Here is a 19,911-nt window from a genome sequence, read left to right as displayed (position 1 = left end):
ACATGAATATAACTGGTAGTAATTTATTTTTGTAAAGTTTGGTTGTCTTGAACACAAAAAAGATTGTTCTTGGAAAAGAATCATTAAGTTTTTAATGAAAAACAGATTCTATTCATCAAGACTTCCAATGTTTTTTCGTTGTGAATTTTATCAAAATAATTTTACCGCAAAATAAGAAATTTTGCGTGAAATAATTCATTCAAAAGGAAATGAAAATGATTCGTATTGCTATTCCCAATAAAGGCCGTTTACACGAGCCGACGCTTGAGGTTTTTAAAGACGCGGGCCTTCCGGTTTACGGCGGCGGCAACGAGAGCCGTCAATTGATCGCAAAAACATCCGACCCGGACATTACCTTTATTTTCGCGCGCGCGGCCGACATTCCCCTGTACGTCGCGGAAGGAACCGCCGATTTAGGAATTACCGGTCTTGATTTGGTTGTGGAGCGAAGCGCCGACGTTCAATGCCTGACAGATTTAAAATATGGAAGCTCTCGCCTTGTTTTAGCGGTTCCCGAAGCGTCCCCAATCCTTAAAGTAGAAGACTTGGCGGGAAAACGGGTGGCCACCGAGTTTCCGGAAATTACCAAACGGTTTTTCAAGGACAGAAAAGTGGATGTTGAAGTCATTCAAGTCAGCGGCGCCTGCGAAATGACACCGCATATCGGTGTCGCGGACGCGATTGTGGATATCACAAGCTCCGGAACCACCATGATGATTAACAAATTAAAGGCGATTTCACCTGTTTTTGAATCCAAGGTTTATTTGATTGCCAACAAAACCAGCGTCAAAAGCAAAGAAAAAATATCCGACGTCATCACGGCGATTGAAAGTGTTCTTTTGGCCAAAACCAAGCGCTACATCATGATGAACGTGCCGGCGCCGGCGCTCAAAGACGTGGAACGGATCATTCCCGGACTCAACGGCCCGACCATTATGCAAGTCGAAGGCCCGGAGCCGATGTTTGCCGTCCACGCTGTCGTGGATGCCGACATGATTTTTGTGCTGATTCGGAAATTAAAATTGGTCGGTGCCCGTGACATTTTGGTCCTGCCGATTGAGCGTTTGATCCCATAATGTTTGGGGGGAAAAACAATGGATTCCAAAAACAAAAAAAACAAAATCGAAAACGGACATGGAAAACGAATAAATCCGGATTTTGAAATATTGCCTGCGGTCGACATGAAAAACGGCAAATGCGTGCAATTGGTTCAAGGAATTCCGGGCAGTGAAATGGTATCTTTGGACAATCCGGCGGAAGTTGCACTTTCCTGGGTCGCCCGAGGTGCGAAAACGCTTCACTTGGTGGATTTAGACGGTGCTTTTGAAGGAAAACGCAAAAACGCGTCTATCATCGAAGAAATTATATCCCGTGCAAAACCGCTGGACATTCAAATCCAAATCGGTGGCGGAATCCGGTCTTTTGAAGATGCGGCCAAGCTTTTGAATTGGGGGGCCGACCGGGTAATTCTGAGCACAATCGCCCTAAAAAATCCGAAAATTGTCCGGGACGTGTCGGAGAGTTTTGGAAAAAAATCAGTTGTTGTCGGCTTGGATTCCAAAAACGGTTATGTGGCGGTGGAAGGCTGGACGGAAATTTCCACAAAAAAGGCGGTAGACGTTGGAAAATCCTTTGAGGAATTGGGTGCCGGATACATTCTGTTTACCAATATCGATACGGAAGGATTGTTAAAAGGCGTAGACGTTCGTCCGACGCAGGAATTGACTGAATCGGTTCAAATTCCGGTGATCGCATCCGGCGGTGTGACGACCATTGATGATTTATTTGAATTAAAGAAAATCGGCGCTTGGGGCGCGGTGGTCGGAAGCGCGTTGTACACACACAAATTCACATTGGAAGACGCGATTGCCGCGTTGAAGTCAAATGTTTAAGCCGGATTACAAGTATTGTTTAATACTTGTATAACCGTTTTTATCATAATTCATTTATTATTTTTCATAAATTCCATAATTTATTAGTTTTTGTGAGAATTATTATGACATCAAAAGCCAGAAAAGCGTCTCTTTCTCGAAAAACAAAAGAGACGGACATCACAATTGATTTGAATTTGGACGGGACCGGAATTTCCAATATCCAAACCGGCATTGGTTTTTTTGACCACATGTTGGATGCGTTTTCCCGCCACTCCGGTTTTGATTTGACGGTCAACGCCGCCGGCGATTTGCATGTGGACGGTCATCATTTGGTGGAGGATACCGGCATTGTTCTTGGAAAAGTGATGGCAGAGGCACTTTCTGATAAACGCGGGATCGCACGTTTTGGAGAAGCCCGGATTCCGATGGATGAATCCTTGGCGGAAGTCGCTCTTGACATCGGCGGCCGTGGATTTTTGGTATTTCATGCCGACTTTTTCGCGCCGGCGGTGGGCGATTACAGCACGCAGATGACCAAACATTTTTTTGAATCCTTTGCCGTGTCGTCCGGAATGAACTTGAATATGAAAGTTCAAGGCGACAACGACCACCACAAAATCGAAGCGCTTTTTAAAGCGTTCGCGTACGCCATGAAGCGGGCGGTTGTGATTGAAAGTGATACCATCAAAAGCACAAAAGGAATCATTTAAAATCTAATTTTTATTTGATTTTTGTTCTTGGGGGCCGCCGGCGCGCGCGTTATGGCGGCAATTTTTAAGAAAAGAGGAACAAAATTACGGATCGTTTTTTATTTGAACATTGCTCATCCGTTTGCGGTTTTATTTTTGTTTCGCCCACTCGCGTTAAAGCAACAACTTTTTTGAACTTATGAAAATTCGGCGGTCCGGTTTTTGAGTCTATTTTACAGCCCAAGCATCAAGCTTTCAAAAAACATTATCAGAATCTGCATCATAATTCCAAAAGTCAGCGGAATGGTCAAATTGTCGTCGATTTTTATTTGCTTGGTATAAATTTCAACAAGTGCCGCAACAACAATGGAAAGGGCAGCAAAGACAGTAAAAATTCGGGTCAAATCCAAAATAAAAACATAAGCGGTCAGAAACAAAAGAGAAATGCCGACAAATCCAAAAAACCCTTCCCAAGACTTTCCGTTTTTAAATTTGTGTTTCCCAAACCGTTTTCCGACCAGCGCGGCAAACGCGTCTCCAAAAATGAGAATCGTAATTCCGATGATTGCGACATCTTTAGAGAACAACAAAACCGACAAAAAACAACCCAGTAAAAACCAAACGGAACTGACGTTTCCGGTTTTTTCGTTTTCCCGAAGAACCGTGGAAAAATATTTAATTTTAATATTGTTAAGCGCCGGAAACATTTTACACAACCATTCGGCAACGACCAAACCTAAAAACAAAAGACCGAGAACAAAACAAGCCATTTCTTGCGTTGCCCAATAAATGAAAATCACAAAAACAAAAGAAGTCATATGAAGCAACTTTCTTTTGATTTCCTGACGGAACTCATTTTTTTCAGCATCGGGTATGCTTTTTTTGGAGACGGAACGGTCAGACATATTTCTCACAATACTCACAAGGGAAAATAATTATTTTTAAAATATTATAATAAATATTTAATAAATCGATATCATCAAAATCTATTTATTATTATATAACGATTTTATGATGTTTTATGTTGCATATTTTTGAGTTGAACAGAAATTAAACTGTATTAACCGGTAATATGTAATATAATTATGTAAAAATGCAAAGTATGCAAAATCATATTTTATGCAAAATATTGTGTGAAATATGACTCAAAAACAAAATTCATTAAACGGCAATTATTTTTTTTCAGTTTGTTGGATGCTTTTAAATTAAAAATTGTCATGCTTGTTATAGTTTTTAAAATGCCGGATAATGAAAGAGACAAAAACAATCTAAACGGACAGGCTACGCTGCATCCGTTAGGCAATGCAAAACGCTATTAAATAGTGCAATTAAAAAAAACAATTGAGAGAATCAATTGGAAAAAAAATTGAGAGAATCAATTGGAAAAAAAATTGAGAGAATCAATTGGAAAAAACGATTGAGAGAATCAATTGAAAAAAACAATTGAAAAGCACGAGCGAATAACGTTTTTGTTTACAGTTACAGATTACAGGTGATTTCATGGATACAAATTTATTGATTGGCTTTGGAATCGTCCTTGCCGCCTACATTTTAATTCTTGTGGCGATTGGATGGTATTTCAATAAAAAGCAACGCTCTGTCGTTGATTTCTGGCTGGCCGGAAGAAAACTCGGCGCAATCCCGACCGGATTTGCGACCGCAGCATCTTGGATTACGGGCGGCGGTATTTTGGCCGTCACCGCGATGTATTTACTCAACGGCGTTGGCTCCATTTGGTTCTTCGCGGCGCCCAACGTGATTGCTCTTTTCTTAATCGGCCTTTTGGTCACAAAAATTAAAAGCCTGCCGGCTATTACACAGCCCGAACTTTTAGAACAGCGGTACGCCGGATCCATTCGCGGCCCGGTTGCCATCATCATTACCATTGTGATGATTTTCTTCGCCGCCGCCGACATTTCCGGATTGTCTCTCATTTTTAACGTCTTTTTCGGCATCGACCCGGTCTGGGCCGCGATTTTAATTGCGGTTTCCGTTTCCGTTTATGTTCTCCTCGGCGGTCTCTCCGCCGTCGTCTGGACCGATGTGATTCAATATGTCCTTTTGGCCGCCATTACCATCTTTTTGGCAATTGCCGTCATCTTCGCCGCAACCGATGTCAGTGGACTTACAATGTCACAATTCCTCACCACATCGCAACCTTCCTCCTGGTGGAATCCGTTTGCGCTCGGCCTCCCAATGGTTTTGATTTTCTGTGTCGCCATCATGCCGGGATGGATTTCCGAACAAGACCAATGGCAAAAAGTGTGGGCCACCCGGGATGAAAAAGCGGCAAGAAACGGATTCTTCTTGGGTTCGTTCTTAATGCTGTTGATTTTCGGTATTTCCTGCTGTTTGCTCGGACTCGGTTTGAAATTTTTATATCCGGACATCACCGATATGATGGGCGCCGAAACCGCTCTTTTAAGATTCATCACCGATAACTACGGAGCGCCGGTTATCATCGCCGCGGCACTTGGTTTAACGGCCGCCGCCATGTCTTGTACGGACACTTTCGCCACCTCCGGCGGATCCACCATTTCCCGTGACTTGTACCAAAGATACATCAAACCGGACGCGACTATGAAGGATTTGAAAGTCGTGAACCGGGTGACCGTTTTGATTATCATTATCGGTGCCGTGATTGTATCTTTCCTCCCAATCGACATCATTGGATTCATTCACATCGCGACCTACATTGCAAGCGCAGCCTACTTCTTCCCCTTAATGGGCGGCCTTTATTGGAACCGTGCCACCAAGGAAGGCGCAACTGTTTCTTTGATTGTCGGCGGTGTCGCTCAGATTTCCATGGTTGTCATTGACTTGTATATGGGTGCAACTAATGGTGTTTACTACTTAGAAAGCCTCAGCCCGATTATGACCGGCCACGGTGTGATTATCGGAATGAGTTTGAGTTTGATTTCATTGGTCATTGTGTCCCTCATGACAAAAAAGTCGTCCGTTTACAATTTGGCTCCGTTTTTCCCCAAAGAAGCCAAAAAATTGGAACGCGATGAAGTGTCGCACGTCAACGAAAACTCAGAAGAGTACAAAGCCTTCCAAAAGGTCCTCCAAATCGAAAAATCCGGCGAGCGCAACCAATTGCAATTGGATTTGAAAGCTTCTGCCCCGTTGAACTGGGAACGTTTTACGGATGAACTGAAAAAATCCAACGAAGCTTGGTTTTCCTCAACCGGCCGTAACAATATTTATCGCCTGACCCATGGCGATTTGTTGTCCTGTCCGGTGATTTCACGCGGAGAAAACGAGCAAGAAATTTGGATTTCCGCCGAGCCGCGCATCGATGGAACAAAAATTGCTCATGTGGAAATTTTCCTGGCTTACCAAGAAATTGCCGCCCTTCTCAAATCAATGGGCATTTTTACCGATTTTCTCGAGCCCAAAAAAAAGAAGTAAAATGAACAAAAAAAGTTTTTAAAAACGGAAAAATGAGAGACATTTGTCTCTTATTTTTCGATTCTATTTTTTTGCATTATCTGTTTTGTCGTTTGTTTCGGTTTTTATTTTGAGCGCCGCCGCCGCGCGTTAAAGCAACACATTTTAAAAGATGATTAAAATCGGGTGGTTTGGCTTTTAAAAAAGAAGTAAAAACAGGATCTTGCCCTTTATTTTTAAAAAAAAAATATTGCACCGATTTGCCGTTGTTGTCACTTATACTTTATTCGCAACTGTTGCAACGGTTTGTGGTAGCATTGTTGCAACAGTTATGCGACCAAAAGGGGGTTTGCGCAGCAAATTTTATAATTTAGTATCCTCCGCCAATGAAAAATTCTGATAGCGTTGCTGCCGAGTTTTTGCTGCCGAATTTTTAAGCCGCCGGAACAGATGTTGGAACAGATGCCGGCTCAACAAATCTTTTTTTCAGTTTGGAGATAATATAGTTTCCAAGCACGAAACTGATAATCATAATCAAGAAATCACCGGTCAAAAGGCCGATCCAGACCCCGACTAAATCCATTCCGAGATAGATACTGAAAAGGTAAGCCAGCGGCACTTCAAGTCCGACCGTCCGCAGAAGCGTCAGGAAAAGAGACCATTTTCCCATTTTAAGTCCTTGAAGCATGGACGACGTCAAAATACCGGCCGGGAAGAACAAGAAGAGGAGGAACATGTATCTTAAAAATTCCACAATTCCGTCATGCAAATATGCGGACTCCCCTGTCGCAAAAACGGCAGCAACCGGCTCCGCAAAGACAAAGATGAGTGCGGCGACAATAAGCTCAAGCCCGACTCCAAACATAATGGCAAAATAGTAAACGTCTTTGAGTTTTTTCATGTCGCGCCCGCCATAGGAAATGCCGGCCATTGTCGTCATTCCGGTACTAAATCCCAGCATCGGCATGATTCCCATGGAAACAATCCGCCAGCCGGTCGTGTAAACAGCGGCGCCGTACGTCCCGCCAACAAAAAGAACAATGGAACTTAAAAAGATGGTGGAAATGGACATGGTCAACTGCGCGGCGGTGACCGGAATGCCGACCGTCAATATTTCCTTAATGATTCCGGTGTTGAATTTAAACCGGCGCAAACTGATGGTGACATAAGTTTTCTTTTCAATGAGCAGCCAATACAGAATCATGAACATGGAGACCGCAAACGAAACAACACTTGCGTAAGCGGCCCCGTTGACGCCAAGCCCGAGTCCCCAATCGTAAATGAAAATCGGGTCCAAAACGATGTTGAGCAGCGCTCCGGCAATTGTTGCCGCCATCGTTTTTCGAGAATTGCCTTCGCTGTTGAGAATCGAGTTTCCGATGTTGAGCAAAAAGATGAAAACAACGAAAAAGATGAAAATATTTGCGTATCCGGCCGCCATGTCCGCCAAAGATAAGTCGGCGCCCATCAGTAAAAAAACCGGTTCCATAAACGGAACCGCCAGCCAGCACACAAAACTGAGGATAACCCCCAAAACAATTGCGTGCGTCGCGAAATTATCGGCTTTGGCTTTATCTTTCGCGCCGATTGCCCGGGAAATTGCGGAGCCGGCACCGACACCAACCCCGGTCGCAAGAGCCATGAGACCCAGGAAGAACGGAAAAACAAGACCGACGGCGGCCAACGCTTCATCTCCGAGACCCGCCACCCAAAAGGTGTCGACCAAGTTGTAAACAGCTTGGAAAAATAAGGCAACCATGACCGGAATAGAAACTTTAATCAAGGCTTTTTTCGGATTTCCGAGAAGATCGGAAACGCCCCTTGTCATCTTTTCAGGGGGAATTTCGCCGGATTTTGGATTGGCGGTTTGGCCAACCGGTTGATTTTCCGAAAATTTTGTTTGAGTTTCGTGCGCTTGATTTGATTTTTCCATATCCGATACCATAGAATAAGACTCCGCTTTTTGAAAATAAAATACTTTCCAGGGTTTTGTTCTCACTAAGCGAAGGTTATATTTGAAGTTTGTTCAAACGGATTTTTGTATTTTTTATTTTAATTTTTGTGAAAAATTAAACACAAAATCAATAAATCAATAAAATAAATAAGAAAAAATAATAAATAAAAAAAAGGAAAAAATGAACAAAACTTTTTTCATTTTATTTTCCGAAAGTTTATATATCATGTCGCTGTTTGGAAATGTTGCGATTTTGATTCAAATATCGACTTATTTCAAATTGATTTATTTCTTTTTTGATTCATTTTCGACACAATAACACGCGAAGAAATAATTGTTTCAAGCGGCCTGCCCGGCCTGGTTTTTGGACATGACTTTTCGAAGTAGCGGTTATTCGGAGTTGACAAATAAATGGCAAAAATGCACACCAAAAGAAAAGGTAAAGCCGGCTCAAAAAAGCCGCTCAGAACCGAAGTCCCCGAATGGGTGAATGTATCTTCCGAAGACACTGTGAAAATCATTTTGGACCTCTGGAAACAGGGCATCCCAACCAGCGAAATCGGCATGATTTTAAGAGACCAATACGGTGTCGGCGATGTCAGACTTGTGACCGGCAAAAAAATTACCCAAATTCTTAAAGAAAACCAAACCGGACCACGCGTTCCGGAAGATTTGGCAAACTTGATTATGAAAGCACTCGGTCTTCGAAAGCACTTGGCCGCCAACAAAAAAGACCTTCACAACAAAAGATCCCTTCAATTGACGGAATCCAAAATCAGAAGACTTGTGAACTACTACCATGAGACAAAAGTTTTGCCGATGGACTGGGTCTACAAGCCGGAAACCGCCGAAGTGATGTTGACCAGATAACCGCAAAAGCGGTTATCCCAAAAGAAATCGGAATTTTTCCGATTCTCTTTTTCTTTTTATTTCAATTTTTAGTATTTATTTTCTGTTTTTCAATTTCTGTTTCTTTATCAGAATCTGTTTCTTTATCAGTATCTGTTTCTTTATCAGTATCTGTTTTTGATTTCAGTTTGATTCGTTTTGGCTTTCTTCGTTTTGGCTTTTTCCAAAGAAACAGACCTTAAATTAATTAAATCGATTGTTATTTTATAATATTTATTAAATATAAAAAGAAGGGCGGTAAATCCTCATTTATAGGGAATTCCAAACGAAATAATCCTTCATGATAAATCCGCTCTTTTTCCATTGGAAATCAAAAAATTCTATTCAGAATGATTTTTAATAATAGATTGTGTTACTCGATGGTGTTTATCTTCAGATTTATTTTTGATTTTTTATTATTTTGTTCAAAATCATTCAAAATGCCTATTTATTAGCAAAGGCGACTGATATTGCTATTCCATAAGAAACAAAGGGGGGCTTTACCATAACCTTTATACACCTATACTTCTATTGGATTCATTCCGATTTCAAAATAAAAAAAATGAATTCACACAATTTTTCTTAAATTTTAATTTTTCGAAAAAATTAAAAAAACCAAATTAATCAAATTCAAATTAATCAAATTCAATCAAAAACAAAAATCAAAAACGACAAAGGATGACAGCCACAGCGTCTTTTGTGTTCGAATCCCCAAAAAACTTCCGCGAAAATTGTTTTTCGCCTGGCCGGGGTCTCCTAATTTGCTTTTTCAATTATTTGCTCTTTCACTTTGTTGAGCTTGATTTCCAGACCGGAGAATAAGCAGTATGACCAGCTCCCTGAATCAATTATTTACACGTTTATTGGAGAATGAATCTCTTTTTAAAAATAAAGAAGTTCTTCGCCACTCTTACACACCCGATGCCTTGGTGCACCGCGACGTTCAAACTGAAGAATTGGCAACGATTTTGGTGTCGGCGCTTCGGGGTGAAACACCATCAAACATCCTGATTTACGGAAAAACAGGAACCGGAAAAACCGCAGTGACGCGTTATGTTGGAAAAGAACTCGAAAACATGAGCGAACGCATGAGCATCAAATGCTCTGTCATTTATGTCAACTGCGAAGTCATCGACACTCAATACCGGCTGCTGGCAAATCTGGCCCGCCACTTTGGGGAAGATATCCCGATGACCGGATGGCCGACGGACCAGGTTTTTCAGAAATTCCGAGAAGCTCTGGATGCCCAAGAACAGGTCCTCATCGTGATTTTAGACGAAATTGACAAATTGGTCAAAAAAGGAGACGACGTTTTGTACAACCTCTCCCGCATCAATTCCAATTTAAAACGCGCCAAAGTCAGCATCATTGGCGTATCCAACGATTTAAAATTTACCGATTTCCTCGACCCGCGGGTGAAAAGCTCACTTGGCGAAGAGGAAATTATCTATCCGCCGTATGATGCCGACCAAATCCGCGACATTTTATACCAGCGCGCGGCGATGGCCTACAATGAAAACGTCCTGGACACTTCCGTCATTCCGCTGTGTGCCGCTTTAGCCGCCCAGGAACATGGAGATGCCCGCCGGGCACTGGATTTACTGCGCGTGTCCGGAGAAATCGCGGAACGAAAAGACGAAAAAAAGGTCACGGAAAGCCATGTCCGAATTGCGCAAGACAAAATCGAAGTGGACCGGATTGTTGAAGTGGTCCGCACCCTGCCGACGCAATCCAAATTGGTTCTATTCAGCATCGTCATGCTCAACCTCAGCACGCAAAACCAAAATCAAAATGGGCAGCCGTCCGCCATCACCACGGGAGAAGTGTACAACATCTACCGCAAAATGTGCAAAACCATCGATATGGACATTTTAACACAACGCCGTGTTACGGATTTAATGTCGGAGCTCGACATGCTTGGCATCATCAACGCCATGGTCGTCAGCAAAGGACGCTACGGCCGGACCAAAGAAATATCGTTATCCGTCCCCGTCAAAAACACCTATGATGTCCTTTTAGAAGATTACAAAATCAGCCCGCTTCAGGGCTACAACGTGAAAGTGGGATACTTCTAAATCTCACTTTCCCATTCTTTTTTTCAAATTTATTTCATCCTATTCTCATTCTTTTTTCGTCTTTTTTTGTTTTTCGTTCTTCTTTTTTCATTTTTTGCCTTTTTTTGCCGGCGACACACGCACGCGTTATGCGACACATTTTTTAATAAAACAAGAAAAATGAGGGACGACTTTTAAAACAAAAAACAAGAAAAATGAGGGTTTTTAAAGCGAAAAATGAAATCGGCGGAAAAAAATTATTGATTTTCCATCGCCATTTCCACCAATTCAACAATATCAATGACTTTGACATCATTTCCGCCGGCATCTTTCAAATTCCGGTAGCAAAGCGGGCATGTGGTGACCAAATATTCAATCCCTTTTGGAATGTCCGCCAATCTTCTTTTGGCCATTGCCATCGACAAATCATTGTAGCCGGAACGAACCCCGCCGCCACCGCCGCAACACCTGGATTTTTCACGATTGGAAGCCATTTCCACAAAATTATTCGCACCGACAACCGTTTGGATAATTTGGCGTGGCTCATCAAAAATTCCATTGTGACGGCCGGAATGGCACGGGTCGTGATATGTAACTTTAAGATCGAGAGGCTTTAAACCTGCATTTTTTAAATCATCCAAATGCGCCGCTAAAAATTGAGAAACAGTCACCACATTAAAATCCGTCCGGATGCCATTTTTTTGGCAAACGTCTTTGTAATTATTCAAAAGCGTATTGTAGCACCCCGCACAGCCGGCAATAAGTGTTTTGGCCCCGGATTTTTGGATTTGCTCCACGTTGTGCGCAATCAAATCATCCGCGTTAAATCCAATTCGAAGAAGCGGAGACCCACAGCATTTTTCATCTTCCAAAAGACCGACTCCCAGCCTATTGAGAATTTTGTAAGTCTTTTTTGCGTTGTCCGGGAAGCGGTAGGAATCCAGACATCCGACAAAGAAAACGTATTCCGGATTTTTCGGAATTGTCAACGCTTCGCCGGCCAGCCAAGCTCTCCGGTCATCCGACGATGCCAATGTATTCCCATGCGTTTCCACAGCGTCATGGATTTTAGCTTGCGTCGGCGTCATTTTTCCAAGCGCCACCAAACCATACCGGGCCGCCTCCACAAGTTCCGGCGGGTTGACACCGGCTGGGCATGTGGTTTTACAATACCCACACGTCGTACACGTGTTCAAACTTTCAAAAACCGCATCGTCGTGCACAACACCTTCAAACAAATCACGAATGAGAAGGATGCGGCCTCGGGTATTTTGGGATTCCCAGCCGCTTTGCTCAAACACCGGACAGACAGACCGGCAATTCCCACAGCTGACACAGCGATATAAATCTCTCTTATCGATTTTAGAAAAAGACATTCGTAAATTTCCCTCAAAATTCCAATTGATTTTTTACATACCCAATTTTTTAGGATTTAAAATCCCATTCGGGTCCAACGATTTTTTAATTGATTTCATGACATCAAACGCCGGACCACATTGACGCTGAAGATACATACCGCGCGCGGCACCAATTCCGTGTTCGGAACTGACGGTCCCGCCCAGTTCAATGGCCGCCAAATGTAACCGGTCGGCGGCGGTGTTGAGTTTATTCCATTCCTCTTCTTCCAAAACGTCAATAAACTGTCCGACATGAACGGTTCCATCTCCAATGTGTCCATAAATCATCGGCAAAAGACCGACCTCATCGGCAATCTCATACACTTTGGCCAACATTTCCGGCAATTTTTGAATCGGAACGCCTAAGTCTTCCCCGACATAGATTCGGGTTTTTGTCGGGTCCATTTTCGAAACCGCCGCTCCAAGAAGACTTCTTGCGTCCCAGATCTCTTTCATTTGAGCGGCGTCTCCGGTGACAAGCACGCTGCTTGCAAGATCTTTACAGGCGGCGGCAAGCATTTCGGCGGATTCATCCACGGCTTGTTTACTGCCATCGACTTCAAACAAAATGACATCGCCGTCTTTGGGTAAAATCACATTCGGCTCCAATTTTGTCAGAACTTGAATAGAAGTCCGGTCCAAAATTTCACATGCGGAGGGAATCACGCCGGCCGCGAAAATTTTAGAAACCGACTGTCCCGCCAATTCCGGGGTCTTAAACGAGACCATGATGAGTTTTCGGGATTTGGGAAGCGGCGCCAGTTTGAGTGTGGCTTTTGTAATGATCCCGAGTGTTCCTTCCGAGCCGACGAAGAGCCGGGACAAATCATACCCAGCCGAGGATTTTAAGCATTTTGAACCGGTATGAATGACCGTTCCGTCCGCCAACACCACTTCCAAATCCAAAACATAATTTTTGGTGGTTCCGTACTTAACACAGCGCATACCACTTGCGTTGTTTGCGATTTGTCCGCCGACCGTGCAGGAAGCGGAACTTCCGGGATTTGGAGGAAAGAAAAAGCCGTACGGCTTAAGGGCTTCATTAAGTTTGTCTTGGACGACCCCAGGCTCGACGACAACTTGAATATTGTCGATATCGATTTCTAAGATTTGATTCATTTGCGTCATGTCCAAAACGATGCCGCCAGACAGCGGAACGGAGCCCCCCGCCAACCCGGTTCCGGCGCCGCGGGCGGTGACCGGAATGAGATGCGTATTGGCGTACGCAAGAACTTGAGACACTTCCTCCGTTGTTTTAGGCAAAACGACAAATTCGGGACGCCCGCGTACTTGGGAGCCATCAGCGGAGTAGCAACAAAGATCAGAGGACGCTTTTGTCACGCGGTCCCGGAAGATACTTTTGAGTAATTCGTACGTGTCCATAAAAATCAACATCTGTTGAAATGATTTAAAAGGCCGGATTGTAAACCTTTTTTTGAATATTCTATTAAATTGAGGTTAATATTTAATGTGTGTTTTCATCCTTCATGTCAAATCCGTATATATATTTTTGTTCAACCCATTGAAAAAAACCGAAAATTTGGTCCATTTTGGAAATCCTTAAAGTTGGTTTTCATTTTTCGGATTTTCAGATTATTTATAGTTTTCATAATTTTCATAAAAAGAGTTTTTATTAAATGACGCGGTTTAAGGACCTATGACGAAATTCTTTGAAGTCGAGGAGCGGGACGGTGCCGCCCGCCTTGGCAAACTTCTGTTGGATAAAAATATAAAAACGCCGCTTCTTGTGGAATCTTCCCGGCTGGCGCTTGACCCGGATTACCCGATTCAAGATATGGGAACGCTTTGGGAATTTGGAACGGACGACGCGGAAGAAGTAAAAACCATGGTGTTTGGCATCAAAAAAAGAGGGGAAGCCGCTGAAAACGAAAATGAAAACAAAAATAAAAGGTTATTCATTCTGCCGCGTGCACAATTTTCGCTGACGTATCCGGAAAAAGAAGACGTCAAAAGAAATCGAAAAATCCGGGAAGCTGTTTTGGAAGCGGAAATGATCGGAAAAATTCCGCTGGCCGGAATGATTCGCCCAAACACGTCTCTGAAACATTTTGAGCGTGAAACGGAAGAGAATGCTTGTGGAGATGCCGGCTTTAGAGACGCCCGCTCAATTCCCGAAGAGCAAAAAGCCGGCGACTGCTGCGCATCCAATGTCGCAAAACCCATCGCTGCCGATTCGGAGGCGGAATCTGCCGGTTTATCGTTAAATTCATCCTCCGGTTTTGAAAATTTGGGATATGACGTTTACATTATGGAAGGTGCCGGTACTTTTGAAGAGGACGCCATTGGTTTTTTTAATGCATTTTTAAGCGTTAAATCCAAAATTCCATATGATTCGGCACTTTGGCTTTCCAATCTCGCGACGCCGGAAAATGCGGCGGTTTTGATTTGGATGGGGGCCGACATTTTAGACACGGTTCGGGCGGAAGTTGCGGCGTACAATGACATGTATATGACAACGGCCGGCACTTTTTATTTGGATGACTTAGAAGAGCTTCCGTGCCGGTGTACCGCTTGTGTCGGAAAATCGGCGAAAATGCTTCGGGACATGAAAAAAGCGGAGCGCGCCCGGCTTTTGGAAATCCACAACATCGGCACATTGGAAGCCGAAATTTCATTGGTCCGGGAAAAAATCCGCAAAAACGCACTCCGGGAATATGTAGAAGGACAGTGCCGAACAAAAACATGGCTCACAGGACTTCTTCGTTTGTATGACCGGCGTGACCTTTCCGACTTTGCCGAACAAAACGCGCCGGTATTTCGCCGAGAAACGATGTACGCAACAACGGCCGAGTCTCAAACCCGGGCGGAAATTGTTCGTTTTGCGCACCGGGTGACCGATCTTTATGAGGCGCCGAAAAAAGAAATTTTAATTATTTTTCCCTGTGCCATGAAAAAGCCGTACTCAATTTCCAACTCCCACCAGCGGTTTATTCAGGCGATTGAGCGCAACCGCAAATATGTGAATGAAATCATTATCACATCCCCAATCGGACTCGTCCCGCGGGAACTTGAACTCACGTATCCGGCGGCACACTACGACACCACCGTGACCGGACACTGGGATTTGGAAGAGCGGGCGTGGGTCGGCGGTCTTTTGGAAGCCTATTTGTCCAAAAACAAAACCCAATACAAGCATATTATTGCGCACGTGGAAGGTCCTTACCGAGAAATTTGCGTCTCCGTGTCCGAAAAATTAGGAATTCCGATGATTTTGACCGGCAAAAAAAGCCTGACGTCGCAGGAAAGTTTGAAGCAGCTGAGAGCCGCGCTGGATGATTTGGTGAACGCGTCCGTTCCGGCAAATGAACTGACGGCGGATAGTTTGGATGAACAAAATCAAAACCAACCAAACCAACTAAACCAACCAAACCAGCCAAACCAATCACAAAATAAAAAACAAAAGCAGAAGCCAACCCTGCTGAAACGAAATCCGAATGAAGAGAAATGGGATCAAGCGCGTGCCATTATCCGCTACCAATTCGGTCCCATCGGAGACACTCTTTTTTCAAAAGAAACGGTTATCAAAGGAAATTTTCCGAAATTCCAAATTTTTGACCAAAATGAGCAGCTGGCAACGTTAGTTCCTCAATTCGGACAGTTTGCGATATCCCTCGCCGGCGCCCAAAAAATAATCCAATCGCCAAATTATGCAGGCCAATACACGGTTCGGATTGATAATTTCCTGCCCAAAGGATCGCTTCTCGCGCCCGGAATCATCGACGCGGATGAAAACATTCGGGTCGGGGACGATGTCATCATTCTTGGAGAAAATGCAATCGGCGTCGGAAAAGCAAAAATGACCGGAAAAGAAATGAAGATTTCCACAAAAGGCGTTGCGGTTTTGCCGAGGCATACGAAGTGGATTGCGGAGCCGGAAAAGAAATAAATTAAAATAAAAATGAAAAACAAATGCATTTGATTGCTTTTGTTTTTTGTTCATTTTTTGTTTTAGAATTGCTGCAACTGTTTACGGTTTGAGCATTGCCACGACTATTTGCGGTTTGAGCATTGCTGCATTTTCCATCAACATATCTATTCCCTACGAGCAATCCGATTCAATCAGATGCGGCAACGCATCTGATTGAATCGGGAGGATTTATTTGATAGGGAAGAGTGTATTCTGCTGTTGTTATTCTGCTGTTATTCTATAGTTTTATTTTTCGAAATTTTGCCTTTGAGAAGGGAATACATTTTTGCTAAAATCCAAACCGTCAGAATATAAACAAATCCGGCAACAATTCCGCCTAAAAATTCAACCAAACCCCCGGCATCGAAATTAAAAAATCTATTATTCAGTTCAAGAAAGATAATTGCGGTAACAAAGGACATAAAAAATGTAATGAGAATGGAAAGAGGAAGATATCCGAGACTTCGTGGAGTCACTTCTTTTCTGAACAAAAATTTGTAAAACATATAAAGAGACAACAAGATCGATAAAATAATGAAAAATACCTCTCCAAAATAAGCCGTGAATACAGAATCATCCAAATGATAAAAAAGAATGCCTGTACACAAAATCAAGATTAAAATCAAAAATGAAATGATGAGTTGAAAAGAATTATTCTCACCTTTACTTTTTCGTTTTGTTTGTTCATGAACAAGAAAAATAAAACGAATAAGAGCAAAGTAGAACAAAACACAAAGAATGAGGTAGAAGACTTTGAAATCAGATTGGATTTCAATAAAACGGTCAAAGGCAACAAAGTTTCGAAGAGCGGAAAAAAGAAGTTCTGAATATAAGAAGAAAAGAGAGCCGTAGAAAAAAACGGATAGCTTCTCGTTGAATTTTGATTTGAAAATGAGATACAGAACAGCCGGCAAAATTAACCCGAAAAGAATGAAAAACAAAATAAATTCACCGGAAGAAAAAAGACCTTTTAAAATCAACTCATCCGGTATCGGCGTCGCGGGTTGAACCAAAGACGGCAACGAAAAAATAAATGTCAGGGTGGAAAACAAAACCGGAAGAAAAACAAGAAGCGTCCATTCAAATGCCGCAATTTTTGTTTCATGAGGCCAGGTTTTGATTTTTTGAAGAATAACGGCTGATTCGTTTGTTGATTTTTTTTCGAGTTCTGGTGATTCTGTCATGTCTGTGCCTCTTATTTATGAGGTCAAGTATTTCATTTTTTTTGTTTTTATTTTTAAACAGCAAGATTACTGTTTTTCAGAAACAAATATTTTTTTCAAAAACAAATACACTTTTGTTAAAATCCAAACAATTAAAATGTATGCAAAACCGGCTATGAATAAAATCAAAGCCGCCTCTGTTTCATACCCTAAAGTTCCTGAAAAATTAAAATTTTCTGAAAAAAAAGAGCTAAAGATCGAAATGGGAATTTGAAGAAGAACCGTGATCAAAACGGATAATGGAAAATATCCAAGATTTCGAGTCGTAACTTCCTTTTTGAAAAATATTTTGTAGAAAATAAATAATGATGCTAAAATTGGAATGAATAAATATTGATCGAACCAAACATCTTCAATATATTCTGGATTTTCCAAATAATACAAAACAAAAATTCCGAATAAAAAGACAATCCACATCAAAATAACAATTTGAATTTTTGAAACAAATTTATCGTTATCCGCTTTTTTAGGATTTGTTTGATTTGTTGAATGTTCGTGGAGGACAAAAATCGAATTGAATAAAGCAAAATATAAAAAAACATACAAAATCGAATAGAAGAGAAAATATTTCGGAGGAATATGTGTCGGGTTATCAAAAGAGGAAAATCCGTTCATTAAAACAAAAAATATCAGAGCGGTCATAAAAGCAACAGACCCATGGAAAAAAACAAAAAGAGAATACTGGAATTTGGACTTGAAAATGTAATACAGAACTCCCGGAACTATGAGTCCAATCAATATTAAAATTGTATACAATAAAAGCAATTCAAAAACCGGTTTTGCAAAAATTTCAGTATCGGTATAACCTAAAAGAAAAAGCCGCAAAACAAAAAAGAAGTACATCAAAATAATCAAAATAAAAAAAGCACAATCTAAAGCTGCGATTTTTGTTTCGCGGGACCAGGCTTTGAGATTAGTATAGAGAGAAAACATATTTATCACCAGGAGGAATTATAAAAAAATAAAATAAATAAGACTTAAATCTTATTTATTCACAACCATATTCTATAAGACCTATTAGGTATCTTTGTCCTTCATCAATACAGAAAGCTGTTGCATAAAAGAGAGAGTTGTCATATTGATTTGAGCTTATTTTATTGACAACTGTATCTGAATAAGCATAAGAATAATCCGACAAATTTTTTACAGATTCTTCTGGGTCAGATATTGTCATCCCATTATTTACATCTTCAGCATATTCACTAAAATTTCTGCCGGATGTCCAATTGCTTCCAACATAAGTTTCATATTCCGCATGGTAGTCAGAAAACTCAACCTCGGTGATATAATCTATGAGTTCGAAACCATTTAAATAGCCTGGAGCTTGAACAATCACATAACCTGTATGTAATGGATTACTAATATCGCACATAAAATGTGTAGAATACCCCAAATTGATGTATTTCGAATCATTGCTTAAGTTTTTTGCGATATTTACATACTCTTCACAGGATCCTGGTGCTCCCCCTACATGAGCTAGAGTAATAATCGTGCCTCCAATATTTAATGCAATTGGACCACAGAAATGTTTATAATTTTTTTCCCAAATTTCTTGATACCAGGGAAATCCCCAATTATCCGGTGCAGCTGCGTTATCTGCAATTAAATCAATTTGACTTTCATTCAACCCGTTCTTTTCCGCGGCCCATCTGGCCATGTCCCCATGCATATCCGGATTTGAAGACGACCACTTCGGTGCGATTATATTTTCATTGGATTTGTCAATAATGTCGGAAATTTTCTTCAACATCTGTTCATCTTCTTCTGAAAAATCGGCAACGAATTGCTTTTTATTTTCAACAGTAATGAATGTGACAAGCCCGGTGTGAACATATTTGACCGGATATTTTTGCTCAAAAAAAGCGAAAGACGTATTTAAATTATTAAAATCAGATTCAGTTGAGAATAGGCTTTCACTTTCAGCTTGTTCAGCGGCGATTTTCTCCGCAACGAACTGTTTTGTGTCCGGTTTTGCGGCAAAAACCCAAGCGTATTCCGTCACTGCTTTTAAGTCATCGTCAATATAAATGAGATTGATTTCTTCAGCTTCAGCATCAACGCCCTGTTCTTCAAGCCAAACACTAAATCGAGCGAAGCTTTCGAGCGTTTTATCGGGGACATTAATTCCGTTTAAAATTTGCCGGTTGTAATAGGTGTCTTTAAAAGATATTTCGTCATCGGTCAGGTCAGCATTTTTAAGTTCTGCGGGTGTGCTCATAGCCGGGATTGTCAATAAAATAAATATGAGACATGCACAGGAGATTGAAAGAAGCATCATTTTTTTGTTCATATTTATCGTTCCTTTTAATTTTGTTTTTGAATGAAATTATTATTTGAAAATACTGACTTTTTCAGACCTTCACTTTATTTGTTGTACAGAACCATATTTATAACTTCTTAATATATATTAATCAGTTGAACTTTTGTTATTCTTTTTTCAAGATTTTTTATTAAAAATCAAAAAACCATAATTTTTTATATAATTCCTTAGTAAACCGATTTGTTTTGTTT

The 19,911-nt window shown here is 41.5% G+C and carries 15 protein-coding genes; 9 read left to right on the top strand and 6 right to left on the bottom strand.

Going from position 1 to position 19,911, the window contains the following annotated elements:
- The first annotated feature begins 215 nt into the window (after nucleotides 1-215).
- From hisG to hisB, 3 genes are all read left to right on the top strand, one after another.
- Entirely contained in the window at nucleotides 216-1,076 is an 861-nt protein-coding gene (gene hisG, locus MsAm2_RS00620; RefSeq protein ID WP_338097894.1) for an ATP phosphoribosyltransferase, read from the top strand.
- 18 nt (nucleotides 1,077-1,094) lie between these two features.
- Nucleotides 1,095-1,892 (top strand): 1-(5-phosphoribosyl)-5-[(5-phosphoribosylamino)methylideneamino]imidazole-4-carboxamide isomerase, encoded by a 798-nt coding sequence (gene hisA / locus MsAm2_RS00615; protein ID WP_338097893.1) that lies wholly within the window; start codon nucleotides 1,095-1,097, stop codon nucleotides 1,890-1,892.
- Between the two features lie 104 nt (nucleotides 1,893-1,996).
- Nucleotides 1,997-2,584 (top strand): imidazoleglycerol-phosphate dehydratase HisB, encoded by a 588-nt coding sequence (gene hisB / locus MsAm2_RS00610; protein ID WP_338097892.1) that lies wholly within the window; start codon nucleotides 1,997-1,999, stop codon nucleotides 2,582-2,584.
- A 212-nt stretch (nucleotides 2,585-2,796) separates the two neighbouring features.
- Here the strand turns inward: hisB and MsAm2_RS00605 are convergent, their stop codons facing one another.
- Nucleotides 2,797-3,468 carry a diacylglycerol/polyprenol kinase family protein gene (locus MsAm2_RS00605; protein ID WP_338097891.1) on the bottom strand — a complete coding sequence of 224 codons (672 nt, stop codon included), beginning with the start codon at nucleotides 3,466-3,468 and terminating at the stop codon, nucleotides 2,797-2,799.
- Nucleotides 3,469-4,063: 595 nt separating this feature from the next.
- Here MsAm2_RS00605 and MsAm2_RS00600 point away from each other — a divergent pair.
- Entirely contained in the window at nucleotides 4,064-5,977 is a 1,914-nt protein-coding gene (locus MsAm2_RS00600) for a sodium:solute symporter family protein (protein WP_338097890.1), read from the top strand.
- A 412-nt stretch (nucleotides 5,978-6,389) separates the two neighbouring features.
- Here MsAm2_RS00600 and MsAm2_RS00595 read toward each other — a convergent pair whose 3' ends face one another.
- Complete coding sequence (locus MsAm2_RS00595) at nucleotides 6,390-7,901, bottom strand: MATE family efflux transporter (RefSeq protein ID WP_338097889.1); 1,512 nt, start codon at nucleotides 7,899-7,901, stop codon at nucleotides 6,390-6,392.
- A 420-nt stretch (nucleotides 7,902-8,321) separates the two neighbouring features.
- Between MsAm2_RS00595 and MsAm2_RS00590 the strand changes: the two genes are divergently transcribed.
- Nucleotides 8,322-8,780, top strand: coding sequence for a 30S ribosomal protein S15 (locus MsAm2_RS00590; RefSeq protein WP_338097888.1), 459 nt, complete (start codon nucleotides 8,322-8,324; stop codon nucleotides 8,778-8,780).
- Nucleotides 8,781-9,625: 845 nt separating this feature from the next.
- Nucleotides 9,626-10,873: an ORC1-type DNA replication protein gene (locus MsAm2_RS00585; protein ID WP_338097887.1), complete on the top strand. Its 1,248-nt coding sequence runs from the start codon at nucleotides 9,626-9,628 to the stop codon at nucleotides 10,871-10,873.
- Between the two features lie 236 nt (nucleotides 10,874-11,109).
- Here MsAm2_RS00585 and MsAm2_RS00580 read toward each other — a convergent pair whose 3' ends face one another.
- Both MsAm2_RS00580 and MsAm2_RS00575 read right to left on the bottom strand, forming a co-directional pair.
- A complete protein-coding gene (locus MsAm2_RS00580; protein ID WP_338097886.1) occupies nucleotides 11,110-12,228 on the bottom strand; it encodes a (Fe-S)-binding protein in 1,119 nt (372 codons plus the stop codon).
- Between the two features lie 33 nt (nucleotides 12,229-12,261).
- Nucleotides 12,262-13,632 carry an FAD-binding oxidoreductase gene (locus MsAm2_RS00575; protein WP_338097885.1) on the bottom strand — a complete coding sequence of 457 codons (1,371 nt, stop codon included), beginning with the start codon at nucleotides 13,630-13,632 and terminating at the stop codon, nucleotides 12,262-12,264.
- 274 nt (nucleotides 13,633-13,906) lie between these two features.
- Between MsAm2_RS00575 and arcS the strand changes: the two genes are divergently transcribed.
- Together arcS and MsAm2_RS00565 are read left to right on the top strand one after the other, a co-directional pair.
- Nucleotides 13,907-16,156, top strand: a complete 2,250-nt coding sequence (gene arcS, locus MsAm2_RS00570; RefSeq protein ID WP_338097884.1) for an archaeosine synthase subunit alpha — start codon at nucleotides 13,907-13,909, stop codon at nucleotides 16,154-16,156.
- Between the two features lie 46 nt (nucleotides 16,157-16,202).
- A complete protein-coding gene (locus MsAm2_RS00565) occupies nucleotides 16,203-16,355 on the top strand; it encodes a hypothetical protein (RefSeq protein ID WP_338097883.1) in 153 nt (50 codons plus the stop codon).
- A gap of 55 nt (nucleotides 16,356-16,410) precedes the next feature.
- Here the strand turns inward: MsAm2_RS00565 and MsAm2_RS00560 are convergent, their stop codons facing one another.
- Nucleotides 16,411-17,361, bottom strand: coding sequence for a hypothetical protein (locus tag MsAm2_RS00560; protein ID WP_338097882.1), 951 nt, complete (start codon nucleotides 17,359-17,361; stop codon nucleotides 16,411-16,413).
- Between MsAm2_RS00560 and MsAm2_RS00555 the strand changes: the two genes are divergently transcribed.
- The gene (locus MsAm2_RS00555) at nucleotides 17,360-17,614 is read left to right on the top strand and encodes a hypothetical protein (protein WP_338097881.1); all 255 of its coding nucleotides are present in this window, start codon (nucleotides 17,360-17,362) and stop codon (nucleotides 17,612-17,614) included. The genes MsAm2_RS00560 and MsAm2_RS00555 overlap by 2 nt on opposite strands.
- A 774-nt stretch (nucleotides 17,615-18,388) precedes the next feature.
- On the opposite strand, the gene MsAm2_RS00550 is transcribed toward MsAm2_RS00555, so the two are convergent.
- A complete protein-coding gene (locus MsAm2_RS00550) occupies nucleotides 18,389-19,690 on the bottom strand; it encodes a phospholipase C/P1 nuclease family protein (RefSeq protein WP_338097880.1) in 1,302 nt (433 codons plus the stop codon).
- Between the last annotated feature and the right edge of the window lie 221 nt (nucleotides 19,691-19,911).

It is taken from the genome of Methanolapillus ohkumae (assembly GCF_032594355.1).
GTDB classification, from domain to species: domain Archaea; phylum Halobacteriota; class Methanosarcinia; order Methanosarcinales; family Methanosarcinaceae; genus Methanolapillus; species Methanolapillus ohkumae.
This window is presented reverse-complemented; position numbering and strand designations above follow the sequence as displayed.

What these genes read in the sequence shown, in the direction of transcription:
- hisA (WP_338097893.1), top strand. Translation starts at nt 1,095, where the DNA reads ATGGATTCCAAAAACAAAAAAAACAAAATCGAAAACGGACATGGAAAA.
- MsAm2_RS00595 (WP_338097889.1), bottom strand. Translation starts at nt 7,901, where the DNA reads ATGGTATCGGATATGGAAAAATCAAATCAAGCGCACGAAACTCAAACA.
- arcS (WP_338097884.1), top strand. Translation starts at nt 13,907, where the DNA reads ATGACGAAATTCTTTGAAGTCGAGGAGCGGGACGGTGCCGCCCGCCTT.
- MsAm2_RS00600 (WP_338097890.1), top strand. Translation starts at nt 4,064, where the DNA reads ATGGATACAAATTTATTGATTGGCTTTGGAATCGTCCTTGCCGCCTAC.
- hisG (WP_338097894.1), top strand. Translation starts at nt 216, where the DNA reads ATGATTCGTATTGCTATTCCCAATAAAGGCCGTTTACACGAGCCGACG.
- MsAm2_RS00575 (WP_338097885.1), bottom strand. Translation starts at nt 13,632, where the DNA reads ATGGACACGTACGAATTACTCAAAAGTATCTTCCGGGACCGCGTGACA.
- MsAm2_RS00580 (WP_338097886.1), bottom strand. Translation starts at nt 12,228, where the DNA reads ATGTCTTTTTCTAAAATCGATAAGAGAGATTTATATCGCTGTGTCAGC.
- MsAm2_RS00605 (WP_338097891.1), bottom strand. Translation starts at nt 3,468, where the DNA reads ATGTCTGACCGTTCCGTCTCCAAAAAAAGCATACCCGATGCTGAAAAA.
- hisB (WP_338097892.1), top strand. Translation starts at nt 1,997, where the DNA reads ATGACATCAAAAGCCAGAAAAGCGTCTCTTTCTCGAAAAACAAAAGAG.
- MsAm2_RS00590 (WP_338097888.1), top strand. Translation starts at nt 8,322, where the DNA reads ATGGCAAAAATGCACACCAAAAGAAAAGGTAAAGCCGGCTCAAAAAAG.
- MsAm2_RS00560 (WP_338097882.1), bottom strand. Translation starts at nt 17,361, where the DNA reads ATGACAGAATCACCAGAACTCGAAAAAAAATCAACAAACGAATCAGCC.
- MsAm2_RS00585 (WP_338097887.1), top strand. Translation starts at nt 9,626, where the DNA reads ATGACCAGCTCCCTGAATCAATTATTTACACGTTTATTGGAGAATGAA.
- MsAm2_RS00550 (WP_338097880.1), bottom strand. Translation starts at nt 19,690, where the DNA reads ATGAACAAAAAAATGATGCTTCTTTCAATCTCCTGTGCATGTCTCATA.
- MsAm2_RS00555 (WP_338097881.1), top strand. Translation starts at nt 17,360, where the DNA reads ATGTCTGTGCCTCTTATTTATGAGGTCAAGTATTTCATTTTTTTTGTT.